Here is a 19,915-nt window from a genome sequence, read left to right as displayed (position 1 = left end):
TATATCGACCATGCCTTGCGGGCTTTTGAAGCCAATGCGGTTGATTATCTGATGAAGCCAGTTGACAATGATCGTTTGGCCGACACCTTGGAACGGGTCAGGGGGCGGTTGAAAACGCGCCGCGCTGCTGACGAAGCTAAAAGACTAAAAGAAGTCCTTGCGGAAGTCGCGCCAGATGCGGCTGAAAATCTGCCAGAAATCAACAGCTCACCGACCGCTAGCCGTTACGAAAAAATTATCAATATCAAAGATCGGGGTCAAATATTTCGGGTTGATGTCGATACTATCGAACGCATTGATGCCGCCGGTGATTATATGTGCATCAATACCGGCGATAATACGCTGATTCTGCGGGAAACGATGAAAGACCTCGAACGCCGCCTTGATCCCCGTCGTTTCCAGCGGGTGCATCGTTCGACTATCGTCAATCTCGATCTGGTGCGGCAAGTCCGTCCTCATACTAATGGCGAATGTTTCCTGATTCTCCAATCTGGTGCGGAAGTGAAGGTTAGTCGTAGCTACCGCGAGGTCGTTGCCCGTTTCGTTTATTAGACCGTATCCGTAACGCGCAGATAAACCATTTTTAAGTCCGCTTGAGGATTGCAAGAATAACTACTCCCTCGACAGTTAGTCAGGTATTTAGGGCGTGGTGGGCAATTTTCCTGCCCTATTCTCGGAATAGGTAGAAAATCAGTCCTGCTATGTCGGGAGATGCAAGACTATCGCTTAATAAGGCTTTCTATTTACGGCTGGATATAAAACAGACAAAGCGATTCTATCAGATTACACTCTGCTTTAATCTTCCCTGTCTTTGTGGTCAGATATCGAATTATGCCTTTGTCTTTGCGGTTAGATGTCGAATTATGCCTTTGAAAATTGCCTATATTATCAATTCAGTTGAAGGTGGCGGCGCGGCTTTACCCGTGCCTTCTATTGCTCAAACTCTTCAAAAAGGGGGTGCAGAAATCCGTATTTTTGCTCTGACCCGTCGCAATGGAAAGGCTGTAGCCCCCATCCAACAAGCTGGCTTCGATGTGATGGTTCGCGAGGGGGGTGAAAAAGACCATATATCCGCCTATTTCTGGCTTAAAAAGCAGATTGAGGCATGGGGGGCTACCCATATTTGGACTTCGCTCACCCGTGCGACATTATTGGGTCAAATGGTCGGGCAACATTACCATTTACCCGTTATCAGCTGGCAGCATTCTGCCCGTCTTAAAAAGATAAATGCCTTTCTCTTGCGCCGTTTCCAGCGTCGATCTGCCTTTTGGATCGGTGACTCTCAACAAGTCACAAAGCTTACCGGAGAGAAACTCAACATCCCGAAAGAAAGACTTTTCTGTTGGCCGATTTTTCGTGCCAATCCCGAAGCCCTATTAGCCAAGGCATGGCAATCTGGTGAGATATTGCGAATTGGCAGTTTAGGACGGCTTCATCCCTGCAAAGGCTATGATCTTTTGATCGAAGCCTTAAAAACAGTAAAGGCCAAGAGTCAGATTCCTTTTACAGTGGATATTGGCGGGGAAGGGCAAGACGAAGCTAAATTATCGGCCATGATTGAAGCAGCTGGTTTACAAGATACGGTACGCTTGGTCGGTTATGTTGATAACCCTTCAGCTTTTTTGGCGAAGCTCCATCTGTATGTTCAGCCTTCCTATTGGGAAGGTTTTTGCGTCGCCGTCCATGAAGCAATTCAAGCTGGTTTACCTGTGATTGCTTCTTCAGTTGGGGAAATATCTCATTCTGTCGCAGATCATAAGAGCGGTTTTCTTGTGCCGCCTGCTGACAAGACAGCTTTGGAACAGGCTTTTCTTCAGGCCTTAGCTCGGCCTGAAAAACTATCTTCTATGGGCATAGCTGGCCGTCAAAGACTTTTGTCCGTTTTGAATCCTGCTCAATTTGAAAGAACAGGCCTTGAGATTCTCGCTGCTTTCACCAAAAAGAGCGGATGCCTTGTTTAGCCGTGTTTTATTTCACCAACTATTTTTAAAATAGCTTGCGCTGCTCTTTTCTCTGATCTTTCATCAGAAAGATCAAAACTTTGATTGAACAAGGCTTCTTGCACCGGCTTATAGATATCCATATGGCGCTGCCCACTTTCGGCTAAGGCTTGATCCAGATTTTTGATGTCAGACAAAACATCCCCCGTTTTCCAATGGAGGTAGTTGAGATCACTTTGCCATTCGACATGATGGCTGTTCATGAAAAGGCTGGGACGCGGATAATAGAGGAATTCGTAAATCTGACTGGAAACATCGCCGAGATAGATGTCTGCCGCCATTGTATAGGTCATGTCATTGGAAGCGGCACTCCCAAGATCAATATGGATATTCGGCGCGTCCCAGTATTTTTGAGCAATCTTCCCTGGTCTTTTGAGACGTAACTGGTCAATCGTCAGAACGAAGGGGCGATGAAACAGCATGACATGCGGTGCAAAAATCAGATTATAGCGGTCGCTTTTATAGAAATAATCCAGAATTTTACGGCCATCTTCATACCATGAAGAAAGATGCGGAGCTGGATGGGGGTTATATAAGACCGTAGGACGACTATTCGCTTGCATCGGTAAAAGACGCGGTTTTTCGGGTAAAAGGCTAAATTTAGGATAGCCAATGACAGAAATATTATCGGGATTGACACCCGCTTCTTTGATGAGGCGATCTCTGATTTTAGATCCCGAGACCAAAACATGATCGAACAAAGCACTCATCTTATCAAAACCAACAGCTCTATCGCCTGCACCATGGCGGGTGTGGATAATTTTTAGATGATCGAGATGGTAGCGGCTTTTTAGAATAAGCGATGTTTTTTCTGAAACGACTAAAATATCCAATGACCGAAAAAAATCGAGATTATCCTTATAGATACCCAATTTTTTAACAGGCAGGAATTTTTCAAATGTATATGCCGCCAGCCTTGTCATCGGACTGACAGTTTTTAACTCAACAATGTTGATATTGGGTTTATGGAGCTTTTCAGCAAGCCGTCTGATTTCCTTGGTGATGATATCATTGGTTGTTACGATAACAATATCGAGATTGGGTGCCAGCTCCATAAGCGCTATGGCCGTTGGGAGTGCATGAGCAATTTGATGTGCCTGATCGTGATTAAATAAAAATGCAACTTTAACCGATTCAGAGGCCATGCTTTAAGTCATCCCTAAAAACAGGAGCGCCGCATAAACATTGTGCTCGGATCATCTAAAAAATTGAATCTTATCAAATCTTTGCTGATCTAGACTGTTTATCCGTTTTGCTATTCTTCTTATGTCGTTGCTATTTAAAAAAGAAAAAAGCCTATTTTATGACAAAAAATATAAAATTTTAAAAATAGAAATAAATTTATACAAAACAGATGTATTTATCGTTTTTATGTTATTTTAAAATATTATTTATATATTTTGATTGTCATTGACAGAAAATAGATAATAAAAAACCGGACATATCTATAAAAATAGAGATATCCGGCTTCTTATTACTTAAAAATAAAAGAGAAGTTAGGCTGCGCCGCTGGTGGCTTCCAAAGTTTTAAATTTTTTCTGATAAATATTGGTCAGTGTTTCTGCGAGTAAGTGGAATTCTTTCTCACAAGGACTGCCTTTACGCCATACCAAAGAAATCGTTCTGGAAGGGTGTTGAGACGCTAAAGGCCGTGCATCAATATGGGTATTATCCAGCAAGCCAGCATCTATCGCCATTTTCGGAAGTAAGGTAATCCCAAGACCATTATCAACCATCTGCACCAGTGTGTGCAAAGAAGTACCCATCATGGTCGCCTCTGCCCGTAATTCGGGACGGTTGCAGGCCGCAAGGGCATGATCTTTCAGGCAATGGCCGTCTTCCAACAACAACAGCCGTTTTTCGTCGATCTGATCCGGTGTAATAACATCAGGCAGATGGGCTTCTTCCCCTTGAGGGAAGGCCACATAAAGCCGATCTTCGAAAAGATCAACCGAGGCAATATCCCCACAATGATAGGGTAAAGCCAACAAAACGCAATCAACATGACCACGATGAAGAGAATCACAAGCGGCGTTTGTTGTTTCTTCACGAAGGAAGAGTTTCAACTCTGGCCATTCTGCTCTTAAATCGGGCAGGATACGCGGTAACAGGAAGGGGGCAATCGTCGGAATAACGCCCATCCGCAGTTCACCACAAAGTGGTTTTCCTGCAGCCCGCGCCATATCGCTTAATTCTTCGGCTTCCCGAAGCACACGTTGCGCTTTTTCCGAGATACGTAATCCCAGCGGAGTAAAACGGACTACGCGGCGTGTTCTTTCAACCAGCGTAACTCCAATCAGAGACTCAAGCTCACGCAGTCCTGCCGACAAGGTTGACTGGGTCACGAAACAGGCATCGGCTGCCCGTCCGAAATGTCCGTGATCCTTGAGGGAGACCAGATACTGCAGTTGTTTGAGCGTAGGGAGGTAAGTTGTCATTATTGTCCCTCTCGATCAATGCAAGCTTCATAATCAATTTGATCACAGAAGAGCAACTGTTATTTATAGTATCAGTTGTAAAACAAATATGACCTTACGATAGCTTGTGACTGTGTATTTGATTGAATAGCTTTCAGATTGTAATAATATAGCTAATATCAATCATATTTTAAAATATGGGAGTATTAATAATGCTTACTGTTGGTGATAAATTTCCCGCTTTAAAATTACCTGTTCAGCAGGGTGTATCTGCCTTGCCGAATGGTGAAACTATTGACCTTGGCGAAACAAATGGCAAGTGGAAGGTCGTCTTTTTTTGGCCGATGGATTTCACTTTTGTCTGCCCGACCGAAATTGTCGGCTATAACGATATCAAAGAAGACCTGTCTTTGCGCGATGCCGTTTTGATCGGTGGTTCTTGTGATACCGCTTTCGTCCATTACGCTTGGCGGAAATCTGACGAACGTTTGGAGAAGGCTGACTTCCCGTGGATTGCAGATAATTCCAAAAAGCTGGCCTCTGCTTTGGGTATTGTGAATGAAGAAGCAGGCGTTGCCTATCGTGCAACCTTCATTGTTGATCCGAACAATGTCATTCAGCATGTTACGGTCAACTCTCTGAATGTCGGCCGTAATCCGGCAGAAGCCCTGCGCGTTCTGGATGCTTTGCAGACCGATGATCTCTGCCCTTGCAACTGGCACAAAGGCGAAGAAGTGCTTGATCCTAAAGCATAAGCCTGAATTCTATTCTCGCTTTTACGAAAAGCAGCTCGATCATCTCGAGCTGCTTTTTTTGTGGGCTTTAGACGGCGATAGATTTGCAAATAAATAGGTGTTTATTGCTTTTTAGCATAAAATTTTTCGTTTTTTATAGTCAAAGATAGATTTTTTTTCTAAAACCAGTCCAGCTTCTTGCTGCCACTTTTGTATCCAGCAAGCAAGCCTATGGGGGAGTCGATATTTTTTCCATTTCTCCGATGGATCAAATTTTTATGAAAAGAGCTATTTTCGATCATTAGAAAGGCGCACTATAAAAAAAGCCTTGTCGAACATCTCTCTTTTCAAAGAGAAGCCGGTTTATGTTCAATTCTTTTGTTTCTTATCTGGAATCCATTAAAATGCGTGACCCTGCGCCACGCTCGCGCTGGGAAATCCTGCTTTATCCGGGTGTTTGGGCTTTGGTGCTGCATCGTTTGGCACATTGGCTCTATCAAGGGGAATTGTATTTTCTGGCTCGGATTGTGAATCATTTTAGCCGTTTTCTAACCAGTATCGATATTCATCCGGGTGCAAAAATAGGCCGCAATTTCTTTGTTGATCATGGTTTTGTTGTGATCGGCGAAACGGCCTGCATTGGTGATAATGTGACGCTTTACCAATGCTCGACCCTTGGCGGCACTGACCCTTCTAATGGTATCGGTGGAAAACGCCATCCGACTCTTTGTGATGGTGTTATCGTTGGGTCTGGCGCTCAAATATTGGGGCCTATCGAAATCGGTGAAAATGCGCGTGTCGGTGCCAATGCCGTGGTGACACGCGATGTTGAAAAGAATGCTGTTATGGTGGGAATACCGGCACGCTCTATTCATGAAGATGCTGCCGCCTCGAAAGCCGAAAAACCGAAAACTGAATTTGTGCCTTATGGGACGCCCTGTGACGATTGTCAGGATCCTAATCTTCAGGATCTTCAAGCCCTTCATACAGAAATAGATGCTTTAAAAGAGAAAATTGCCGGTTTTATGATATCTCAAAAAGCGGTCTTATCTCAGAATTCGGATAAAAATCTTCCGATGGTTAATCCTGATCAGATTCGTCTTGATGAAAAAGATGGTAAAGGTTCTTCTGCGGAATGAGCAGTATTACGCCCATTGCGTCTATGCCGCGTTATGCGGTTCAGGTGGGCTTTACCCGACCTGAAATTTTGCGATTGATGGATCTCTATGGGCGTATGGTGGCAGCAGGCCATTGGCGTGATTATGCTCTCAGTTTTGAGACGACAAAGGCCAGCTTCTTTGCCTTTCGCCGCACCGCAGAACGACCGGAATATCGGGTCGAAAAACAACCTGCGCTTCGATTAAAACAAGGTATGTGGATTCTTTATGGTGAGGGTGGTCAAATTTTGAAAAGGTCGCATGAATTGGTCAATATCCTTGCTCCAATTGAGCGGCGTTTAATCAAGTTAATTGCTGACTAGTAAGATCTATCTTGATTTGTATTTGTTAAAATTTTATTAAAAATTCGAGCTTTTTCTTGTGTCTATTTCCTTTCTGCTGCATGAACGGAGATAGGAATAACTGCTAAGGAAAAGGCTGTAGTGTTAGAAAATACCGATTCCGGTTTTCATCTGTCTACCAAAGGGCGGTCTCATACACTCTATATTTTGCCTTTATTATTGGCCATTCCTGTAGGCTTATTAGCGCAGGCTTCGGCTTTCCATCAGAAATATTCTATTTATGGCCATTGGCAACATATTCAGGAATCGCAAGCGGATTTTGTGAATACGCATGATGCTTCATCTATTACAGTGAAATGCGATAAAGCCGCACAGCGTCTGGTTTTGACCTTTAATGGCTATTCTGATTCCGCTTTACAGATTACTGCCCGCGGTTTTTCTGAAAATTATACCCTTATTCCAGATGAAAAAGGGAAGATGACGTTGGTCTTTAAACCCCATGATAGTTTTATCAAGAAACTATCTTCTGGCACGACTTCAGTTAGCTTTGAAGGCAAAAAGCCAAAAAAATGGGTAATGCAGAATAACCGTCAGCTTTCCCGCATTACCCAATATTGCTGGAGTTAGGCCTTATTCAGCGGCAATGCTGTCATTGCCTTGAATACCCAGCGACGTAAAATAGCGTTTAATGTTACGGGCAGCCTGACGAATGCGATGTTCGTTTTCGACAAAGGCCAAGCGGACATAGCCTTCACCCTTTTCACCATAGCCGACACCCGGAGCAACAGCGACTTTTGCATGGGTGAGCAACTGTTTAGAAAATTCCAAGCTCCCCAAATGCGCTAATTCTTTTGGGAGCGGTGCCCAAGCAAACATTGAAGCCTTGGGCGCTGGAATCGGCCAACCGACCCGCGTAAAACTTTCAACCATGACATCGCGCCGTCTTTTGTAGAGTTCGCGATTCTTTTCAATGATGTCTTGAGGGCCATTAATGGCTGCAACAGCTGCCGCCTGAATGGGCGTGAACGCGCCATAATCAAGATAGCTTTTGACGCGGGTGAGGGCAGCGATCAGCTTTTTATTGCCGACTGCAAAACCAATACGCCAGCCCGCCATAGAATAGGTTTTGGATAAAGAGGTGAATTCAACCGCGACATCTTTTGCGCCCGGAATCTGAAGAATCGAAGGGGGAGGATTACCGTCAAAATAGATTTCAGAATAGGCAAGATCCGATAAAACCCAGATATTATGGCGACGAGCAAAATCGACCACGCGTTCATAGAAAGCGAGATCAGCGACTTCTGCCGTTGGATTCGACGGATAGCCGATAACCATAGCGCTTGGTTTAGGAACCGTGAAATTGATAGCGCGCTCAAGGTCTTTAAAGAAATTTTCATCCGGTGTTGTCGGAATAGAGCGAATCGTTGCACCCGCAATAATAAAACCGAACATATGAATCGGATAGCTGGGGTTCGGTGCCAAAATGACATCACCCGGTGCAGTAATCGCCTGCGCCAGATTGGCCAGTCCTTCTTTCGATCCTAAAGTGACAACGACTTCACTTTCAGGATCAACGTCAACACCGAAACGACGCTGATAATAAGCCGCCTGTGCTTTTCTTAAGCCCGGGATACCGCGTGATGCAGAATAGCCATGGGCATCCGGTTTATTGGCAACTTCTGCCAATTTATCAATAACATGGGAGGGGGGTGGTTGATCCGGATTGCCCATACCAAGATCAATAATATCCTCTCCTGCCGCTCGTGCCGCGGCCCGCATCGCATTGACTTCAGCGATCACATAAGGGGGCAAGCGACGGATACGGTAGAATGGCTCGGACATTTTAACTCCTTGGCCGAATAAGAATAATGGGTTCTTTGTTTTAAATACGCTTTTATTCGGGGAGCACGACTATAGGATTTTCTCGGAAAGATAGTAAGATGCTATTAGAGATTTTAAAAAAAATGGGTTAAAAATTTTATATTATAAAAAGGCTTTCTCAAGATATTTTTTATCGTTTTTTATGAATAATCCGCGCTCGGTTATCTTGTTTATGATAAAAAGCAGTGTCATATCATTGACAAAATTTTTAAATCCGAAAGTGGCGGTCATCTCTTTTTGATAACCAGAGTTCTGGCGCGCCATCCAATCTATTGGAAAATGATAATCCGGGGGTTTTATGAGCGGCGACAAGGATTTTGACAAGGATAGTGATGTTACAGTCATTACCCGAACCACGCCCCAGACAAAAAAACCGCAACCCTACAAGGTTTTAATGTTGAATGACGACTATACGCCCATGGAATTTGTGGTGCTTTGTCTTCAGCGTTTTTTCCGTATGGGTATTGAAGATGCTACCAAAGTTATGTTGCAGGTGCATCAGCGCGGGGTCGGTATCTGTGGCGTCTTTACCTATGAAGTAGCCGAAACAAAGGTCAATCAGGTGGTTGATTTTGCCCGTCAGCATCAACATCCGTTGCAATGCACTTTGGAAAAAGCCTGACCTTATTTTCTGGCAGGCAAGAGCGGCAGAAAAGATTGTAATTTTCTCTGTCATTCTAGGCTAAATGCTTGGCGCTCGGCGCGTTTGAAGATAGAAACGAGCTTATGGATCGTATCAAAATTCGCGGTGGCCATCGCTTGAAAGGCCGAATTCCTGTTTCCGGCGCTAAAAATGCCGTTTTGGCGTTAATGCCTGCCAGTCTTTTAACCAGTGACTCTTTAACGCTTATCAATCTTCCGCGCCTTGCGGATGTGGATAGCTGTTGCCATTTGTTGAATGAATTAGGCGTTTCAACAATGGTGGCTCGGAGCAAGGGAGATCACCCTGGGCGTGAAATTACGCTGACGGCAGATACTATCGCTTCGACGGTTGCGCCTTATGATATCGTTCGTAAGATGCGCGCTTCAATTCTCGTTTTGGGGCCTTTATTGGCAAGAGAAGGTGAAGCAACGGTTTCCCTCCCCGGTGGCTGCGCCATCGGCAACCGTCCGATTGATTTACATCTTCGGGCTTTGGAAGCTTTGGGCGCTGAAATTGAGCTGACGGCGGGATATGTTCGGGCAAGAGCGCCAGATGGCGGTCTTCGTGGCGGTATCATTAGCTTTCCGGTGGTTTCAGTTGGCGCCACTGAAAATGCAATTATGGCAGCCGTGTTAGCACGCGGTGAAACCGTGATTAATAATGCCGCACGCGAACCCGAAATTGTCGATCTTTGCCAATGTCTTATGGCCATGGGTGCTAAAATTGATGGTGTCGGCAATAGCCGCCTTGTCATTCATGGCTGTGACCGCCTGCATGGGGCGACCCATGTGGTTATGCCTGATCGTATTGAAGCGGGTAGTTATGCCTGTGCGGCGGCGATCACTGGCGGCGATGTCTTGCTACAGGGCGCTAGATCAGCAGATATGGCCGAAGTTTTGGTGGAGCTTAAAGAAAGCGGCCTCAATATTTCGGTGGAAGAGGACGGTATCCGCGTTCAAGCCGATGCCCCGTTAAAAGGTTTAACTTTGTCTACTGCGCCTTTCCCCGGTTTCCCGACCGATATGCAGGCGCAATTTATGGCGATGCTGGCTCTGGCTCAGGGCACCAGTGTTCTGACTGAAACCATTTTTGAAAATCGTTATATGCATGTACCTGAACTCGTCAGGATGGGTGCTGATATTCAGGTAAAAGGACGGGTCGCCGTTGTAAAAGGCGTCTCTGGACTGGTTGGTGCCGAAGTGATGGCGACCGATTTACGGGCTTCGATGAGCTTGATTATCGCCGCTTTGGCCGCCGAAGGCGAAACGCAGGTTCACCGCGTTTATCACCTCGATCGTGGCTATGAACGTTTAGAGGAAAAACTATCTGCGGTCGGTGCTGATATCGAACGCGTCGGCGGATAAAGAATTAAAAAGGGCTGGAATATTTTCAGCCCTTACCTTTCCCCAAGGGGATAAACGGACAGGCTCCGCTATCTCTGTTTTATATATCGGGTAACTAATGACGGAATCTTTGGATTTAGACGATCATAACAACGATTTGCCTAAAAAAGAGGCAATAATACCCGAACAAGACCCCTATGATCAGCTCGATCCAACGGCCAAGGCCGAGGCGATCCGTCGTTTTCATAAACAACGGTTGTTTTTGCTTCTTATGGCGGCGGTGGCATGGTTACTGTCTGCGGTAAGCTGGCGTATCGCGCCTTTTGCCCATACAATGGGGCTGCCTCGATTGATCTGGGCGCCTTCGGCTTTGACCTTTTTTGTTTTCTGGTCACGGATGCCACGCAGTTTGCGAAATTTTGTTATTCGGTCGATTGTTTTTCCCAGATTGAAAACCCTTTTTCTGGTAAGGGATTTTCTGTTGCCTTGCCTGTTTTTTGGACTTTCTCTCTGGTCAGTAGGACATGCTTTTCATGGGATACAAGGGGGGCATATTGGATGACCGATACCGTCGATATCTATAAATCTTCTGTCCTTTCTGGGATTTCTCATGGCTTTTTGGGACGCAAGGGCGGTGTTTCTACAGGTATTTATAAAAGCCTGAATATGGGTTTAGGAACAGAGGACAGCCGAGATCATATTTATGAAAATCGGAAACGAGCCATTGAAGCGGTAGCCTCCCATGCAACGCTGGTTACCCTGCGGCAAGTTCATTCTGCCAAGGCTATTTTTGTTGAAAAAGCGGTTTCTGATGATCAACGCGTTGAAGCCGATGCGATGGTAACTAACCAGCCTCATTTGGCTTTGGGAATTTTGACGGCTGATTGCGTGCCCGTTTTATTTGCGGATACAGTTTCCGGCCTTATCGGTGCCGCGCATGCCGGTTGGAAAGGGGCGGTTGCTGGTGTGACCGATGCCACGATTGATCTCATGGTCGAAAAAGGTGCGTTACGGCATAATATTGTCGCGGCGATAGGCCCCGCCATTCAACAGGCTTCCTATGAAGTTGATGATGGCTTCTATCAAAAATTTATTGCCGATAATTTAGGCAATCAGGCCTTTTTTTTAAAAGGCCGTGCTGAACATTGGCAGTTTAATTTACCCGCTTATGTCGAAAAACGCCTTAAAAAAGCGGGATTGGGTATGATTAGCCGTTCTTCTTTAGACACTTGTCAGAATAGCGAACAGTTTTTTAGTTACCGTCGGGCTTGCCTTGCTGGTGAAGCCGATTACGGCCGCCAGATTTCGATCATCGCTTTGTAAAAGAAAAATCTGATATTTTTACTGGGAATATTGTCGCCTATTCTAGTCAGAATTGACGCTTAGGGAGCCTTTCATGAAAACGCGTGCTGCTGTTGCTTTTGCTGAAAAACAACCTTTAGAAATTGTCGAACTTGACTTGGAAGGCCCCAAAGACGGCGAAGTCTTGGTTGAAATTATGGCAACCGGTATTTGCCATACTGATGCCTATACTTTGGGCGGATTCGATAGCGAAGGTATTTTTCCGGTTGTGTTAGGGCATGAAGGCGCTGGCATTGTCCGTGAAGTCGGGAAGGGTGTGACTTCGGTCAAAGCAGGTGACCATGTCATTCCGCTTTACACGCCCGAATGTCGCCAATGTAAAAGTTGCCTTTCTGGTAAAACCAATCTTTGCACGGCTATTCGTGAAACGCAGGGTAGAGGTGTAATGCCCGATGGGACAACGCGCTTTTCTTATAAAGGTCAGCCGATCTATCACTATATGGGCTGCTCGACTTTCTCCAATTTTACGGTTTTGCCAGAAATAGCAGTTGCCAAAATTCGTGAAGATGCTCCCTTTAAAGCGGCTTGTTACTGTGGTTGTGGTGTTTCAACTGGGGTCGGAGCCGTTATCAATACGGCCAAAGTAGAAGCGGGTGCCAATGTTGTGGTCTTTGGTCTCGGTGGAATTGGGCTTAATGTTATCCAAGCTGCGAGAATGGTGGGCGCCGATAAAATTATCGGTGTCGATACCAATGACTCAAAGGCTGAATGGGGTCGGCGTTTCGGGATGACGGATTTTGTCAATCCGAACAAAATTGACGAAGATATTGTGCCTCACCTGCTGCACTTAACGGAAGGGGGCGCCGATTATACCTTTGATTGCACGGGAAACACAAAGGTCATGCGCCAAGCCTTGGAAGCCTGTCATCGGGGTTGGGGTGTCTCTGTTGTCATTGGGGTCGCCGAGGCTGGAAAAGAAATTTCGACCCGTCCTTTCCAGTTAGTGACAGGGCGCGTTTGGAAAGGCTCCGCTTTCGGCGGTGTTAAAGGCAGAACCGGTGTTCCAAAAATCGTTGACTGGTATATGAAGGGTAAAATTGAAATTGATCCGATGATTACCCATATCCTGTCATTGGAAGAGATCAATAAAGGCTTTGACCTGATGCATGAGGGTAAATCCATTCGTTCGGTTGTTCTTTTCTGATTACCTGTCTTGTTAACCTGTGGATAAAGAAGGTCGGTTCAATGAGTAGTATTCTGACGCATCTGACAATTGGTTCCAATGACCTGAAGACGGCGCGCATCTTTTATGATGCTGTCTTGGAACCGTTGGGCATCAAACTTATTCGCGAGGTTGAAGGACAGCGTTTCGCTTATGGCAAAGATGGCGAAGAAGGACGCATCATCATTGTAAAGCCTATTAATGGTAAAGCCGCTACCGCTGGGAATGGTATTACTATCGGTTTGGCTGCGCCTTCTGATGAAGCTGTCGATGCTTTTTATAAAGCGGGCTTGGCTAATGGCGGTAAGGATGCCGGAGAACCGGGGCCTCGTCCAGCTGCCAATAATTCTCGGGGTGCCTATTTATATGACCCTGAAGGCAATAAAATCTGTGCTTTTAATTTTAAATAAGATTTCTTTAAGGCAGGGCTATTCAAAATAGCCCTGCATTTTCAGTATTATATCGGCCATTATGGCTTTTGCCTTGATAAAAAATTTATCAGGGCTGCTTTTCGTGATGAATATTTTTGATTTTTCGAGAAAAGCCTGATATCTTCCAACATCTTTCTTTGTATATAAATGGAGCGAGCTATGGCGCGCGTAACTGTCGAAGACTGTATCGATAAAGTTCATAATCGTTTCGATTTGATCTTATTAGCAGCTCAGCGTGCTCGCCAGATTTCCGGTGGTGCTGAACTGACAGTCGATCGGGATCGCGATAAAAATCCAGTTGTTGCTTTACGTGAAATTGCAGATGAACTGATTACCCCTGTGCAATTACGTGAGGCCTTGTTGAATGATCTTCAGCAGGTTCATCTCGATGATGACGATGTGCCGGATGAAGTTGGTTCGCTTTCTGCTTCTGCCGAAGCCTTGCGCTTGACCGCAGAAACGCCTGCTAGAAATCAGACTTCTTCCCGTCGTGCCGCTGCTGCTGCGGCAGCCGCTGCAGCTGTCGATTACGACTGATCTTTTTACTATTCTTTGAATAGTTCGGAATTAATAAAAGCCGCTTCTGAAAAGAAGCGGCTTTTATATATCTCCAATCCTGATTGGTATATCAGGGCTATCTAAAAGACTGCTTGGAAATAATGGTTGGGGAGGAGGATAAACCGCCCATTTTCCAAAATCCCTTTTCGGTTAAGAAAACTGATTTTTGGAAGATTTATCCACATTATTTATTTTCTGCAGCCAATGCCAAGGCGAAGGCACCCATCATACCGGCCTGATCACCTAACCCTGGTAATACGATAATTTTTTCGAAGTCAGCGCCTTCAAAATAACTATTTGCAATTTCAGCTGTCTGACGACGAACAGAAGCCAGCATACCATCAACATGCATAACGCCGCCGCCGAAAACGATACGTTCTGGTGAAATAAAGGCCTGAAGCGTAACGTTGAAATGAGCCAAATAGAAAGCAATGATTTCTCTGGCTTTTTCAAATTCGGCCGGTTCCATTTCGTTCAGAGCCTTGCCCCAACGTTTACGGATAGCCGTGCCGCTGGCGAGACCTTCATAGCAACCGCCATGATAAGGGCAGCAACCTTCGAAATCACGGTCATCAGGATGGCGGATCGGAATACCATGACCCATTTCAGGATGAGCCAGACCATGAATCGGTTTACCATCAATCAGTACGCCACCGCCGAAGCCGGTGCCAACCGTGACATAAACAGACGTATGGGTGCCTTTTGATGCGCCCCAGAAGTTTTCAGCCAAAGCTGCGCCATTCACATCGGTGTCGATTTCAACCGGGCAACCGAAAGCTTCTTTAAAGGGCGTTACAACGTCCGTATTCGGCCAGAAAGGTTTCGGTGTATTGGTGATATAACCCCATTTCGGGCTTTTGCGATCGAGGCAAAGCGGGCCAAAAGACGCGATACCAAAAGACGCAAAGGAATCAGCGTATTGGGGAAGGGCTTTTTTGAAGAATTCAACACTTTTACCAAGCGTTTCTTCAGGGGTTGTGGTCGGAACACGTTCCACAGCCAGCATCTTCCGGTCAGAATCAATAAGGGCGAGCATAAATTTCGTTCCGCCGCCTTCAATGCATCCATAAATTTTTTTATCGTTTTTCATTATTCTCACCACTCACAAAATCCCCCCGTAATACGGAGGTATATGCTGTCCATTCGCTTTAAATTATGACGATGACCTCGACTTTTCTTCTTTGCCAAAAGGCCTTTTGAATAAATCGAAATCGACCGTCTGCGATTCGTCCAACTGGTAGGATTATAACTAAGTTTTCTTTCTTAATTAAGAAAGATATCAAAAATATTTTCTAAATATTTTCTTGGAAAATTTAAAGTAAAATGAAGTTATTTTTTAAAAAATAAAGAAAAAAATATATTTTTGTTGATATTTAAAACGAAATAAATTCGGGGTTGGATGTATTTTATTTTTTTTCAAAAATAATTTGGATATCTTGAATCTAAGATAAATTTCTTTTGTCGAAAGAAGTCCTTCTTTAGGAATGGTAATATTTTGTTATTTTTTTTGTGTTTTTTCTGTCTTTAAATAATTCTCTTTTGTGTCATTTGTGTTTTTTTATGAAAAAAATAAAAGTTTTTTTGTCAACGTTGTCATGAAACATTTATTTTTATTGCATAAGGAATAATTATCTAGGATTTTCGATACTAAATTTAGAAATTTTTATTGCCTTTTAATTGGAATTTATTACCGCAATGCTGCAATTTTGAATATTCGTTTTCTGAATTGTAATAAATACAATCCAGAAAACAGTATCCGAAATAAAAAGGCAGACCTTCTTTCCTATATTTTGGATTTTATTTGAAATGATGATTGCGGCTGCAAGTGCCAAGCCCTGCGAGAACAACTTTATAATCATCGGCCACGGCAATCATATCATGTGCGGATAAGGTGGATAAAACGGATTGCGGTATATTTCTCGGTAATCCGCAAGCCAGTCGATACCATAATAGACTATTCGGGGCAGGGGGCGTGGCGGCTTCATCGGTCATTTCGCCTAAGGCGACTGCCCATTGCGGCTTTTCCTGTGGTCGGCGCAGGATATTCAAAGAAATAGGTTGTTTACTGATCGTTTGTAAGAAAATCTGGGTTTCACTTTCACCCGGAACAGACCCCGGCACATAAAAAGCGCTTGTGATAGAAGTTATTTGCGGGGCAGGGCTATTGGATAAGATTTCACGAGTAATTCCACTTACAATCGCTTCGCTTTTTGGGTCCCAATCCAGATTTGAATCTGGGCGGGTCAGCATGATTTGATCGGGATGTCCTGACACGGGTTGACCAAATATTAAAAAGCGCGTTTTTTCAGGAATACGCTTGGCGTGACCCTTCTCATCATTAGGCACATCAAGAAGATAAGAAGGGTCACGCCCATCTGCACCGCGAATCAATGAAGAAACTTTGGCTTCAATATAGAAGCGGGTTTTTCCTTCCTGTAAATCAGGCGCTAATTTTGCTGATAATTTTTTAGCTTTTGTAACCTCAACTGAAGCAATAATCGGAGACATTAGGGTAATATCTACAAAGTCGGCATAAGTAAAATCAGAGACCGATATAGTTTTTACTTCCTGATTCGATTGTGCTTTTGCTGTGATAAGTGGTGACAAACTTAAAGCCGTTATAAGAAGTGTATTTCTTATCCATTTCATTATCTTATTCCTCAAGATTTATTTTATAACTTGATTTATAGTTATATTTTTATTCGTTTTTACCATTTGTAATAAAAATGAAAACTTTTTTTGTTAAAAAATGCCCTCTTGATTTTTAATAAAATACACTTTTGTAATGATATGATAAAGCAATTGCATGTCTCCCCTTGTCACGATAAGATCGAGACGTAGAGCCGTTCGCGGCCATGGTCGTCTAAGATTCCATTTATGATAGGGAACATGAATGGTTATCGACAATCACGGAACTTGCGTGTGTGCTCGTTATGGGGGATTCGATAAATTCGACTGTCTGGCGGGTGCCACAGCTTGAGGACTGGAGGGAGTAAATTTCCTGAATGGCTTACGCTGATCAACAACCAATGAGCCGACGTAAAATCGTCGCTATCGGCTTAGTGGTGGTGGTTCATATTATACTTATCTATGGCATGGTCTCTGGCCTGGCGGTCAAAGTCTACAAACATGCTACAACAGATTTAAAGGTGTTTGATGTCAAAACACCACCGCCTCCACCAAAGCCACCTGAACCGCCCAAAAAAGAACAGCCAAAAATTGTTCAAAAACCAACACCACAGCCTAAACAAACCACACCGCCACAGATTGTGACACCTCCTGTTAAAGTTGATGTTCCTCATGTTGAGGCACCAGCTATTCAGACGGTTACCAGTCAACCGGTGGCACCAATGACCGCACTTGCTGGCCCCATTGGTAAAGGTCCCATCGGCCCTCCTTCCGAGGGTAAGCCCGATGGAAATGGTCAGAGTGGTGGTGTTGCAACTGCTGCTCGTCCACATGGCGATCAGACCCAGTGGGTTACTCAGGATGATTATCCGTCCCGAGCCATGCGTGATGGCAAGTCCGGTACAACCGCGATTGCCTTTACGATTGGAACCGATGGGCGTGTTTCACAATGCCATGTTACTTCATCAAGCGGGACACCTGAACTTGATGAGGCGACCTGTAAATACTTCACAATGCGTGCGCGTTACTATCCGGCAAAAACAGCTTCGGGTGATCCTGTTTCTACTTCCGGTGTTCAGCGCATTATTTGGCGTATTCCGGATGATTGATCGGGATAACATAACTATTCAAATGTAGAATTTATTCAAAAGATTGATTTTGTTAAAAATTTTACATCGAAATAGTTTAATATATTAAGAAAATGTGATTTTCTTTTTTAAAGAATTTCACAATTTCTCATTTTAATCTTGATATCATCTCTATTTTGCTAAGAGGAAATACTAGTCATGGCTACCCCAGCAGCTCCTGCCGTCGAGGCCAGTGCCTACGGTCTTACCGGTGCCCTTCAACAGGGGGGCGCTCCGACTTGGACGGTTCTTATTATCTTGGTCTTGATGTCTGCCGCTTCATGGTACGTGATTTTCACCAAATTGTGGGAGCAGCATCGCGTCCTTGTCCAAAGCCGTGAAGTCGGTGCTGCATTCTGGAATGCGCCTTCTTTGAAAGATGCAGCCAAGAAGCTCGAAGAAAATACTGCTTATCGCCAGATTGTTGAAGATGGTCTGGATGCTGATGCGCAGTATGTCAAAATCCCGAATGCTATTGATCAGCATGAATGGCTGAATGACTCACTGGAACGCAGCGTTGGTTCTATCAATGCGCGTCTGGGTTCGGGTCTAGCTATTCTGGCTACCGTTGGTGCAACCTCTCCGTTCGTCGGTCTGTTCGGTACGGTTAATGGTATTTATGGCGCTTTGGTTCAGATCGGTGCTTCTGGTCAGGCTTCTATCGGTAAAGTTGCCGGTCCGGTTGGTGAAGCTTTGATCATGACCTCCATCGGTCTTGCCGTCGCTGTGCCTGCCGTTTTGGGTTACAACTGGTTGAGCCGTCGGAATAAAACCATTGCTGAACGGATTGGTTCTTTTGCCATTGATGTTCACGCTTATCTGGTTTCAGGCGGGGCTGTCCGTCCTGAATTCAAGGCTGCACCTGCTGCAGCTGCAAAGAAACCGGCTCCGGTTAAGCATTAAGCCCCTGCCGTTTTCTGGCCGGAGAGGCTTTTCCCCTCTCCGGTCACATGCCTTTTAAAATAACGTCTTTTAAAAGACCGTTATTCAAGGATGACCAGACAATTGATGCTATAGGAACTATCACCAATGGGAATGAGCTTAGGAGGGGATGATGATGCCCCAATGTCAAACATCAACACAACGCCCCTTGTGGATGTTATGCTGGTGTTGCTCATCATTTTTCTGATTACGGTCCCGGTGGTGGTTGAATCCGTACCGGTTAAATTACCTGACACACGTTTTGCCCCTGCTCGAACCAAGCCGGAAGATGTGTCTCTTTCAGTCAGATCGGGTGCAAATGGAACCTGTGAAGTCTTTTGGAATTTGACGCATGTCAATTCGCAAAGTCTTAGTGATCGGGCTGTAAAAAAACTGAAATCCGAGATTGATCGCCAAGGGGGGCCGCAGACACCGGGTTTGCTTTTACCTGAAGTCCATATTCGCGGTGATGTGAATACCCCTTATCGTTGCATCGGGGGCGTTATCTACACCATGCAGGAAGCAGGTTTTGCCAAAGTCGGCTTTATTTCCGAACCGCCTCCCGGCCCAGCAGCAGCAGATGAGCAAGGCGAACAATAACTTGTTTGCTCCCTATCATCTTATTGATGATTTAATTTAAGGAGTTTTGGCTATGGCGATATCGGCCGGCGGTGACAATGACGAACCGATGATGGACATCAACACGACACCACTTATTGACGTTATGTTAGTGTTGTTGATCATGTTCATTATTACCATCCCGATTGAAACTCATGCCGTAAAGTTGAATCTGCCACAGAATAACTCGCAAAATCAGGATCCTATTGATCCGGTTAAAAACAAAATTATGATTGATGCTGCGGGCACTATTCTTTGGAATGGCAAACCCACGGAACTGCCAGAACTTCGCCGTTATCTGGATGAAACACAGGCGATGAATCCTGTCCCTGAACTCCAGATTCAGCCGGATCCGCAGGTTCGCTATGACGTCGTGGATAAAGTCTTGGCCGAATGTAAAAAAGCCCAGGTCGAAAAAATGGGTTTTGTTGGAAATGAGGCCTATCGCAGCTTTTGAGGGATTCTTCGATTCCGTCGATATGGCCAAATTTTTTCAAGGTGACGTTAAGATTATCGGGTAAGTGATGCCGGAAATCTGGATAGAGTTTTCTATTCTCAGATTTTCGGCATTGTTTTTACTGTTTTTTTCGACACCATATGCTATAATTTTTCCGAATTGGCCAAAAGATGG

At 44.8% G+C, this 19,915-nt stretch carries 22 protein-coding genes; 17 read left to right on the top strand and 5 right to left on the bottom strand.

Annotated elements, in window-relative coordinates; translation table 11 throughout:
• A partial coding sequence (locus LDL18_RS05595; protein WP_296507618.1) for a response regulator transcription factor occupies window positions 1-552 on the top strand: 552 nt, incomplete at its 5' end.
• Between the two features lie 311 nt (window positions 553-863).
• On the top strand, window positions 864-1,961 hold the full coding sequence (locus LDL18_RS05590) for a glycosyltransferase (RefSeq protein WP_296507616.1): 1,098 nt from the start codon (window positions 864-866) through the stop codon (window positions 1,959-1,961).
• Here LDL18_RS05590 and LDL18_RS05585 read toward each other — a convergent pair.
• Window positions 1,958-3,145 carry a hypothetical protein gene (locus LDL18_RS05585; RefSeq protein WP_296507614.1) on the bottom strand — a complete coding sequence of 396 codons (1,188 nt, stop codon included), beginning with the start codon at window positions 3,143-3,145 and terminating at the stop codon, window positions 1,958-1,960. The two genes, LDL18_RS05590 and LDL18_RS05585, sit on opposite strands and share 4 nt — an antisense overlap.
• 351 nt (window positions 3,146-3,496) lie before the next feature.
• A complete protein-coding gene (locus tag LDL18_RS05580) occupies window positions 3,497-4,438 on the bottom strand; it encodes a LysR substrate-binding domain-containing protein (protein ID WP_296507612.1) in 942 nt (313 codons plus the stop codon).
• Window positions 4,439-4,629: 191 nt separating this feature from the next.
• On the opposite strand from LDL18_RS05580, the gene LDL18_RS05575 reads away from it, so the two are divergent.
• From LDL18_RS05575 to LDL18_RS05560, 4 genes are all read left to right on the top strand, one after another.
• Window positions 4,630-5,172, top strand: coding sequence for a peroxiredoxin (locus LDL18_RS05575; protein WP_014849222.1), 543 nt, complete (start codon window positions 4,630-4,632; stop codon window positions 5,170-5,172).
• Window positions 5,173-5,516: 344 nt separating this feature from the next.
• On the top strand, window positions 5,517-6,290 hold the full coding sequence (epsC, locus tag LDL18_RS05570) for a serine O-acetyltransferase EpsC (protein ID WP_296507609.1): 774 nt from the start codon (window positions 5,517-5,519) through the stop codon (window positions 6,288-6,290).
• The gene (locus LDL18_RS05565; protein WP_296507604.1) at window positions 6,287-6,631 is read left to right on the top strand and encodes a DUF2794 domain-containing protein; all 345 of its coding nucleotides are present in this window, start codon (window positions 6,287-6,289) and stop codon (window positions 6,629-6,631) included. The genes epsC and LDL18_RS05565 overlap by 4 nt, the downstream gene beginning before the upstream one ends.
• 120 nt (window positions 6,632-6,751) lie before the next feature.
• Window positions 6,752-7,237, top strand: a complete 486-nt coding sequence (locus LDL18_RS05560) for a hypothetical protein (protein ID WP_296507603.1) — start codon at window positions 6,752-6,754, stop codon at window positions 7,235-7,237.
• Window positions 7,238-7,240: 3 nt separating this feature from the next.
• Here the strand turns inward: LDL18_RS05560 and LDL18_RS05555 are convergent, their stop codons facing one another.
• On the bottom strand, window positions 7,241-8,452 hold the full coding sequence (locus LDL18_RS05555) for an LL-diaminopimelate aminotransferase (protein WP_011241473.1): 1,212 nt from the start codon (window positions 8,450-8,452) through the stop codon (window positions 7,241-7,243).
• Window positions 8,453-8,789: 337 nt separating this feature from the next.
• Here LDL18_RS05555 and clpS point away from each other — a divergent pair, with 337 nt between their 5' ends.
• The 7 genes from clpS to rpoZ all read left to right on the top strand — a co-directional run bounded on the left by clpS (window position 8,790) and on the right by rpoZ (window position 13,969).
• Complete coding sequence (clpS, locus tag LDL18_RS05550; protein ID WP_011241472.1) at window positions 8,790-9,113, top strand: ATP-dependent Clp protease adapter ClpS; 324 nt, start codon at window positions 8,790-8,792, stop codon at window positions 9,111-9,113.
• A gap of 104 nt (window positions 9,114-9,217) precedes the next feature.
• Window positions 9,218-10,498, top strand: coding sequence for a UDP-N-acetylglucosamine 1-carboxyvinyltransferase (gene murA, locus LDL18_RS05545; protein ID WP_011241471.1), 1,281 nt, complete (start codon window positions 9,218-9,220; stop codon window positions 10,496-10,498).
• Window positions 10,499-10,595: 97 nt separating this feature from the next.
• Complete coding sequence (locus LDL18_RS05540; protein WP_296507598.1) at window positions 10,596-11,039, top strand: hypothetical protein; 444 nt, start codon at window positions 10,596-10,598, stop codon at window positions 11,037-11,039.
• Window positions 11,036-11,800 carry a peptidoglycan editing factor PgeF gene (pgeF, locus tag LDL18_RS05535; RefSeq protein WP_296507596.1) on the top strand — a complete coding sequence of 255 codons (765 nt, stop codon included), beginning with the start codon at window positions 11,036-11,038 and terminating at the stop codon, window positions 11,798-11,800. The genes LDL18_RS05540 and pgeF overlap by 4 nt, the downstream gene beginning before the upstream one ends.
• 73 nt (window positions 11,801-11,873) lie before the next feature.
• Entirely contained in the window at window positions 11,874-12,983 is a 1,110-nt protein-coding gene (locus LDL18_RS05530; protein WP_296507594.1) for an S-(hydroxymethyl)glutathione dehydrogenase/class III alcohol dehydrogenase, read from the top strand.
• 41 nt (window positions 12,984-13,024) lie between these two features.
• A complete protein-coding gene (locus tag LDL18_RS05525) occupies window positions 13,025-13,411 on the top strand; it encodes a VOC family protein (RefSeq protein WP_296507592.1) in 387 nt (128 codons plus the stop codon).
• Between the two features lie 180 nt (window positions 13,412-13,591).
• Entirely contained in the window at window positions 13,592-13,969 is a 378-nt protein-coding gene (gene rpoZ / locus LDL18_RS05520; protein WP_296507590.1) for a DNA-directed RNA polymerase subunit omega, read from the top strand.
• A 205-nt stretch (window positions 13,970-14,174) separates the two neighbouring features.
• On the opposite strand, the gene frk is transcribed toward rpoZ, so the two are convergent.
• Both frk and LDL18_RS05510 read right to left on the bottom strand, forming a co-directional pair.
• Window positions 14,175-15,080, bottom strand: a complete 906-nt coding sequence (frk, locus tag LDL18_RS05515; RefSeq protein WP_011241465.1) for a fructokinase — start codon at window positions 15,078-15,080, stop codon at window positions 14,175-14,177.
• Window positions 15,081-15,787: 707 nt separating this feature from the next.
• Window positions 15,788-16,639, bottom strand: coding sequence for a hypothetical protein (locus LDL18_RS05510; protein WP_296507588.1), 852 nt, complete (start codon window positions 16,637-16,639; stop codon window positions 15,788-15,790).
• Window positions 16,640-16,995: 356 nt separating this feature from the next.
• Here LDL18_RS05510 and LDL18_RS05505 point away from each other — a divergent pair, with 356 nt between their 5' ends.
• The 4 genes from LDL18_RS05505 (at window position 16,996) to LDL18_RS05490 (ending at window position 19,741) form a co-directional block, all read left to right on the top strand.
• Window positions 16,996-17,727 (top strand): energy transducer TonB, encoded by a 732-nt coding sequence (locus tag LDL18_RS05505; RefSeq protein WP_296507586.1) that lies wholly within the window; start codon window positions 16,996-16,998, stop codon window positions 17,725-17,727.
• Window positions 17,728-17,904: 177 nt separating this feature from the next.
• On the top strand, window positions 17,905-18,648 hold the full coding sequence (locus LDL18_RS05500) for a MotA/TolQ/ExbB proton channel family protein (protein WP_296507584.1): 744 nt from the start codon (window positions 17,905-17,907) through the stop codon (window positions 18,646-18,648).
• 126 nt (window positions 18,649-18,774) lie between these two features.
• Window positions 18,775-19,266, top strand: a complete 492-nt coding sequence (locus LDL18_RS05495; RefSeq protein ID WP_296507582.1) for a biopolymer transporter ExbD — start codon at window positions 18,775-18,777, stop codon at window positions 19,264-19,266.
• A 52-nt stretch (window positions 19,267-19,318) separates the two neighbouring features.
• Window positions 19,319-19,741, top strand: coding sequence for a biopolymer transporter ExbD (locus LDL18_RS05490; protein ID WP_011241718.1), 423 nt, complete (start codon window positions 19,319-19,321; stop codon window positions 19,739-19,741).
• Window positions 19,742-19,915: the final 174 nt, after the last annotated feature.

The sequence above is a fragment of the Zymomonas sp. genome (assembly GCF_020216885.1).
Lineage (GTDB): Bacteria > Pseudomonadota > Alphaproteobacteria > Sphingomonadales > Sphingomonadaceae > Zymomonas.
Note: the sequence above shows the minus strand (reverse complement) of the source record. Positions and strands in the feature narration are given on the sequence as shown.

What these genes read in the sequence shown, in the direction of transcription:
- LDL18_RS05525 (WP_296507592.1), top strand. Translation starts at nt 13,025, where the DNA reads ATGAGTAGTATTCTGACGCATCTGACAATTGGTTCCAATGACCTGAAG.
- LDL18_RS05505 (WP_296507586.1), top strand. Translation starts at nt 16,996, where the DNA reads ATGGCTTACGCTGATCAACAACCAATGAGCCGACGTAAAATCGTCGCT.
- rpoZ (WP_296507590.1), top strand. Translation starts at nt 13,592, where the DNA reads ATGGCGCGCGTAACTGTCGAAGACTGTATCGATAAAGTTCATAATCGT.
- LDL18_RS05580 (WP_296507612.1), bottom strand. Translation starts at nt 4,438, where the DNA reads ATGACAACTTACCTCCCTACGCTCAAACAACTGCAGTATCTGGTCTCC.
- LDL18_RS05585 (WP_296507614.1), bottom strand. Translation starts at nt 3,145, where the DNA reads ATGGCCTCTGAATCGGTTAAAGTTGCATTTTTATTTAATCACGATCAG.
- clpS (WP_011241472.1), top strand. Translation starts at nt 8,790, where the DNA reads ATGAGCGGCGACAAGGATTTTGACAAGGATAGTGATGTTACAGTCATT.
- LDL18_RS05530 (WP_296507594.1), top strand. Translation starts at nt 11,874, where the DNA reads ATGAAAACGCGTGCTGCTGTTGCTTTTGCTGAAAAACAACCTTTAGAA.
- LDL18_RS05575 (WP_014849222.1), top strand. Translation starts at nt 4,630, where the DNA reads ATGCTTACTGTTGGTGATAAATTTCCCGCTTTAAAATTACCTGTTCAG.
- LDL18_RS05510 (WP_296507588.1), bottom strand. Translation starts at nt 16,639, where the DNA reads ATGAAATGGATAAGAAATACACTTCTTATAACGGCTTTAAGTTTGTCA.
- LDL18_RS05555 (WP_011241473.1), bottom strand. Translation starts at nt 8,452, where the DNA reads ATGTCCGAGCCATTCTACCGTATCCGTCGCTTGCCCCCTTATGTGATC.
- LDL18_RS05495 (WP_296507582.1), top strand. Translation starts at nt 18,775, where the DNA reads ATGGGAATGAGCTTAGGAGGGGATGATGATGCCCCAATGTCAAACATC.
- LDL18_RS05490 (WP_011241718.1), top strand. Translation starts at nt 19,319, where the DNA reads ATGGCGATATCGGCCGGCGGTGACAATGACGAACCGATGATGGACATC.
- LDL18_RS05540 (WP_296507598.1), top strand. Translation starts at nt 10,596, where the DNA reads ATGACGGAATCTTTGGATTTAGACGATCATAACAACGATTTGCCTAAA.
- LDL18_RS05500 (WP_296507584.1), top strand. Translation starts at nt 17,905, where the DNA reads ATGGCTACCCCAGCAGCTCCTGCCGTCGAGGCCAGTGCCTACGGTCTT.
- frk (WP_011241465.1), bottom strand. Translation starts at nt 15,080, where the DNA reads ATGAAAAACGATAAAAAAATTTATGGATGCATTGAAGGCGGCGGAACG.
- LDL18_RS05565 (WP_296507604.1), top strand. Translation starts at nt 6,287, where the DNA reads ATGAGCAGTATTACGCCCATTGCGTCTATGCCGCGTTATGCGGTTCAG.
- pgeF (WP_296507596.1), top strand. Translation starts at nt 11,036, where the DNA reads ATGACCGATACCGTCGATATCTATAAATCTTCTGTCCTTTCTGGGATT.
- epsC (WP_296507609.1), top strand. Translation starts at nt 5,517, where the DNA reads ATGTTCAATTCTTTTGTTTCTTATCTGGAATCCATTAAAATGCGTGAC.
- LDL18_RS05590 (WP_296507616.1), top strand. Translation starts at nt 864, where the DNA reads ATGCCTTTGAAAATTGCCTATATTATCAATTCAGTTGAAGGTGGCGGC.
- murA (WP_011241471.1), top strand. Translation starts at nt 9,218, where the DNA reads ATGGATCGTATCAAAATTCGCGGTGGCCATCGCTTGAAAGGCCGAATT.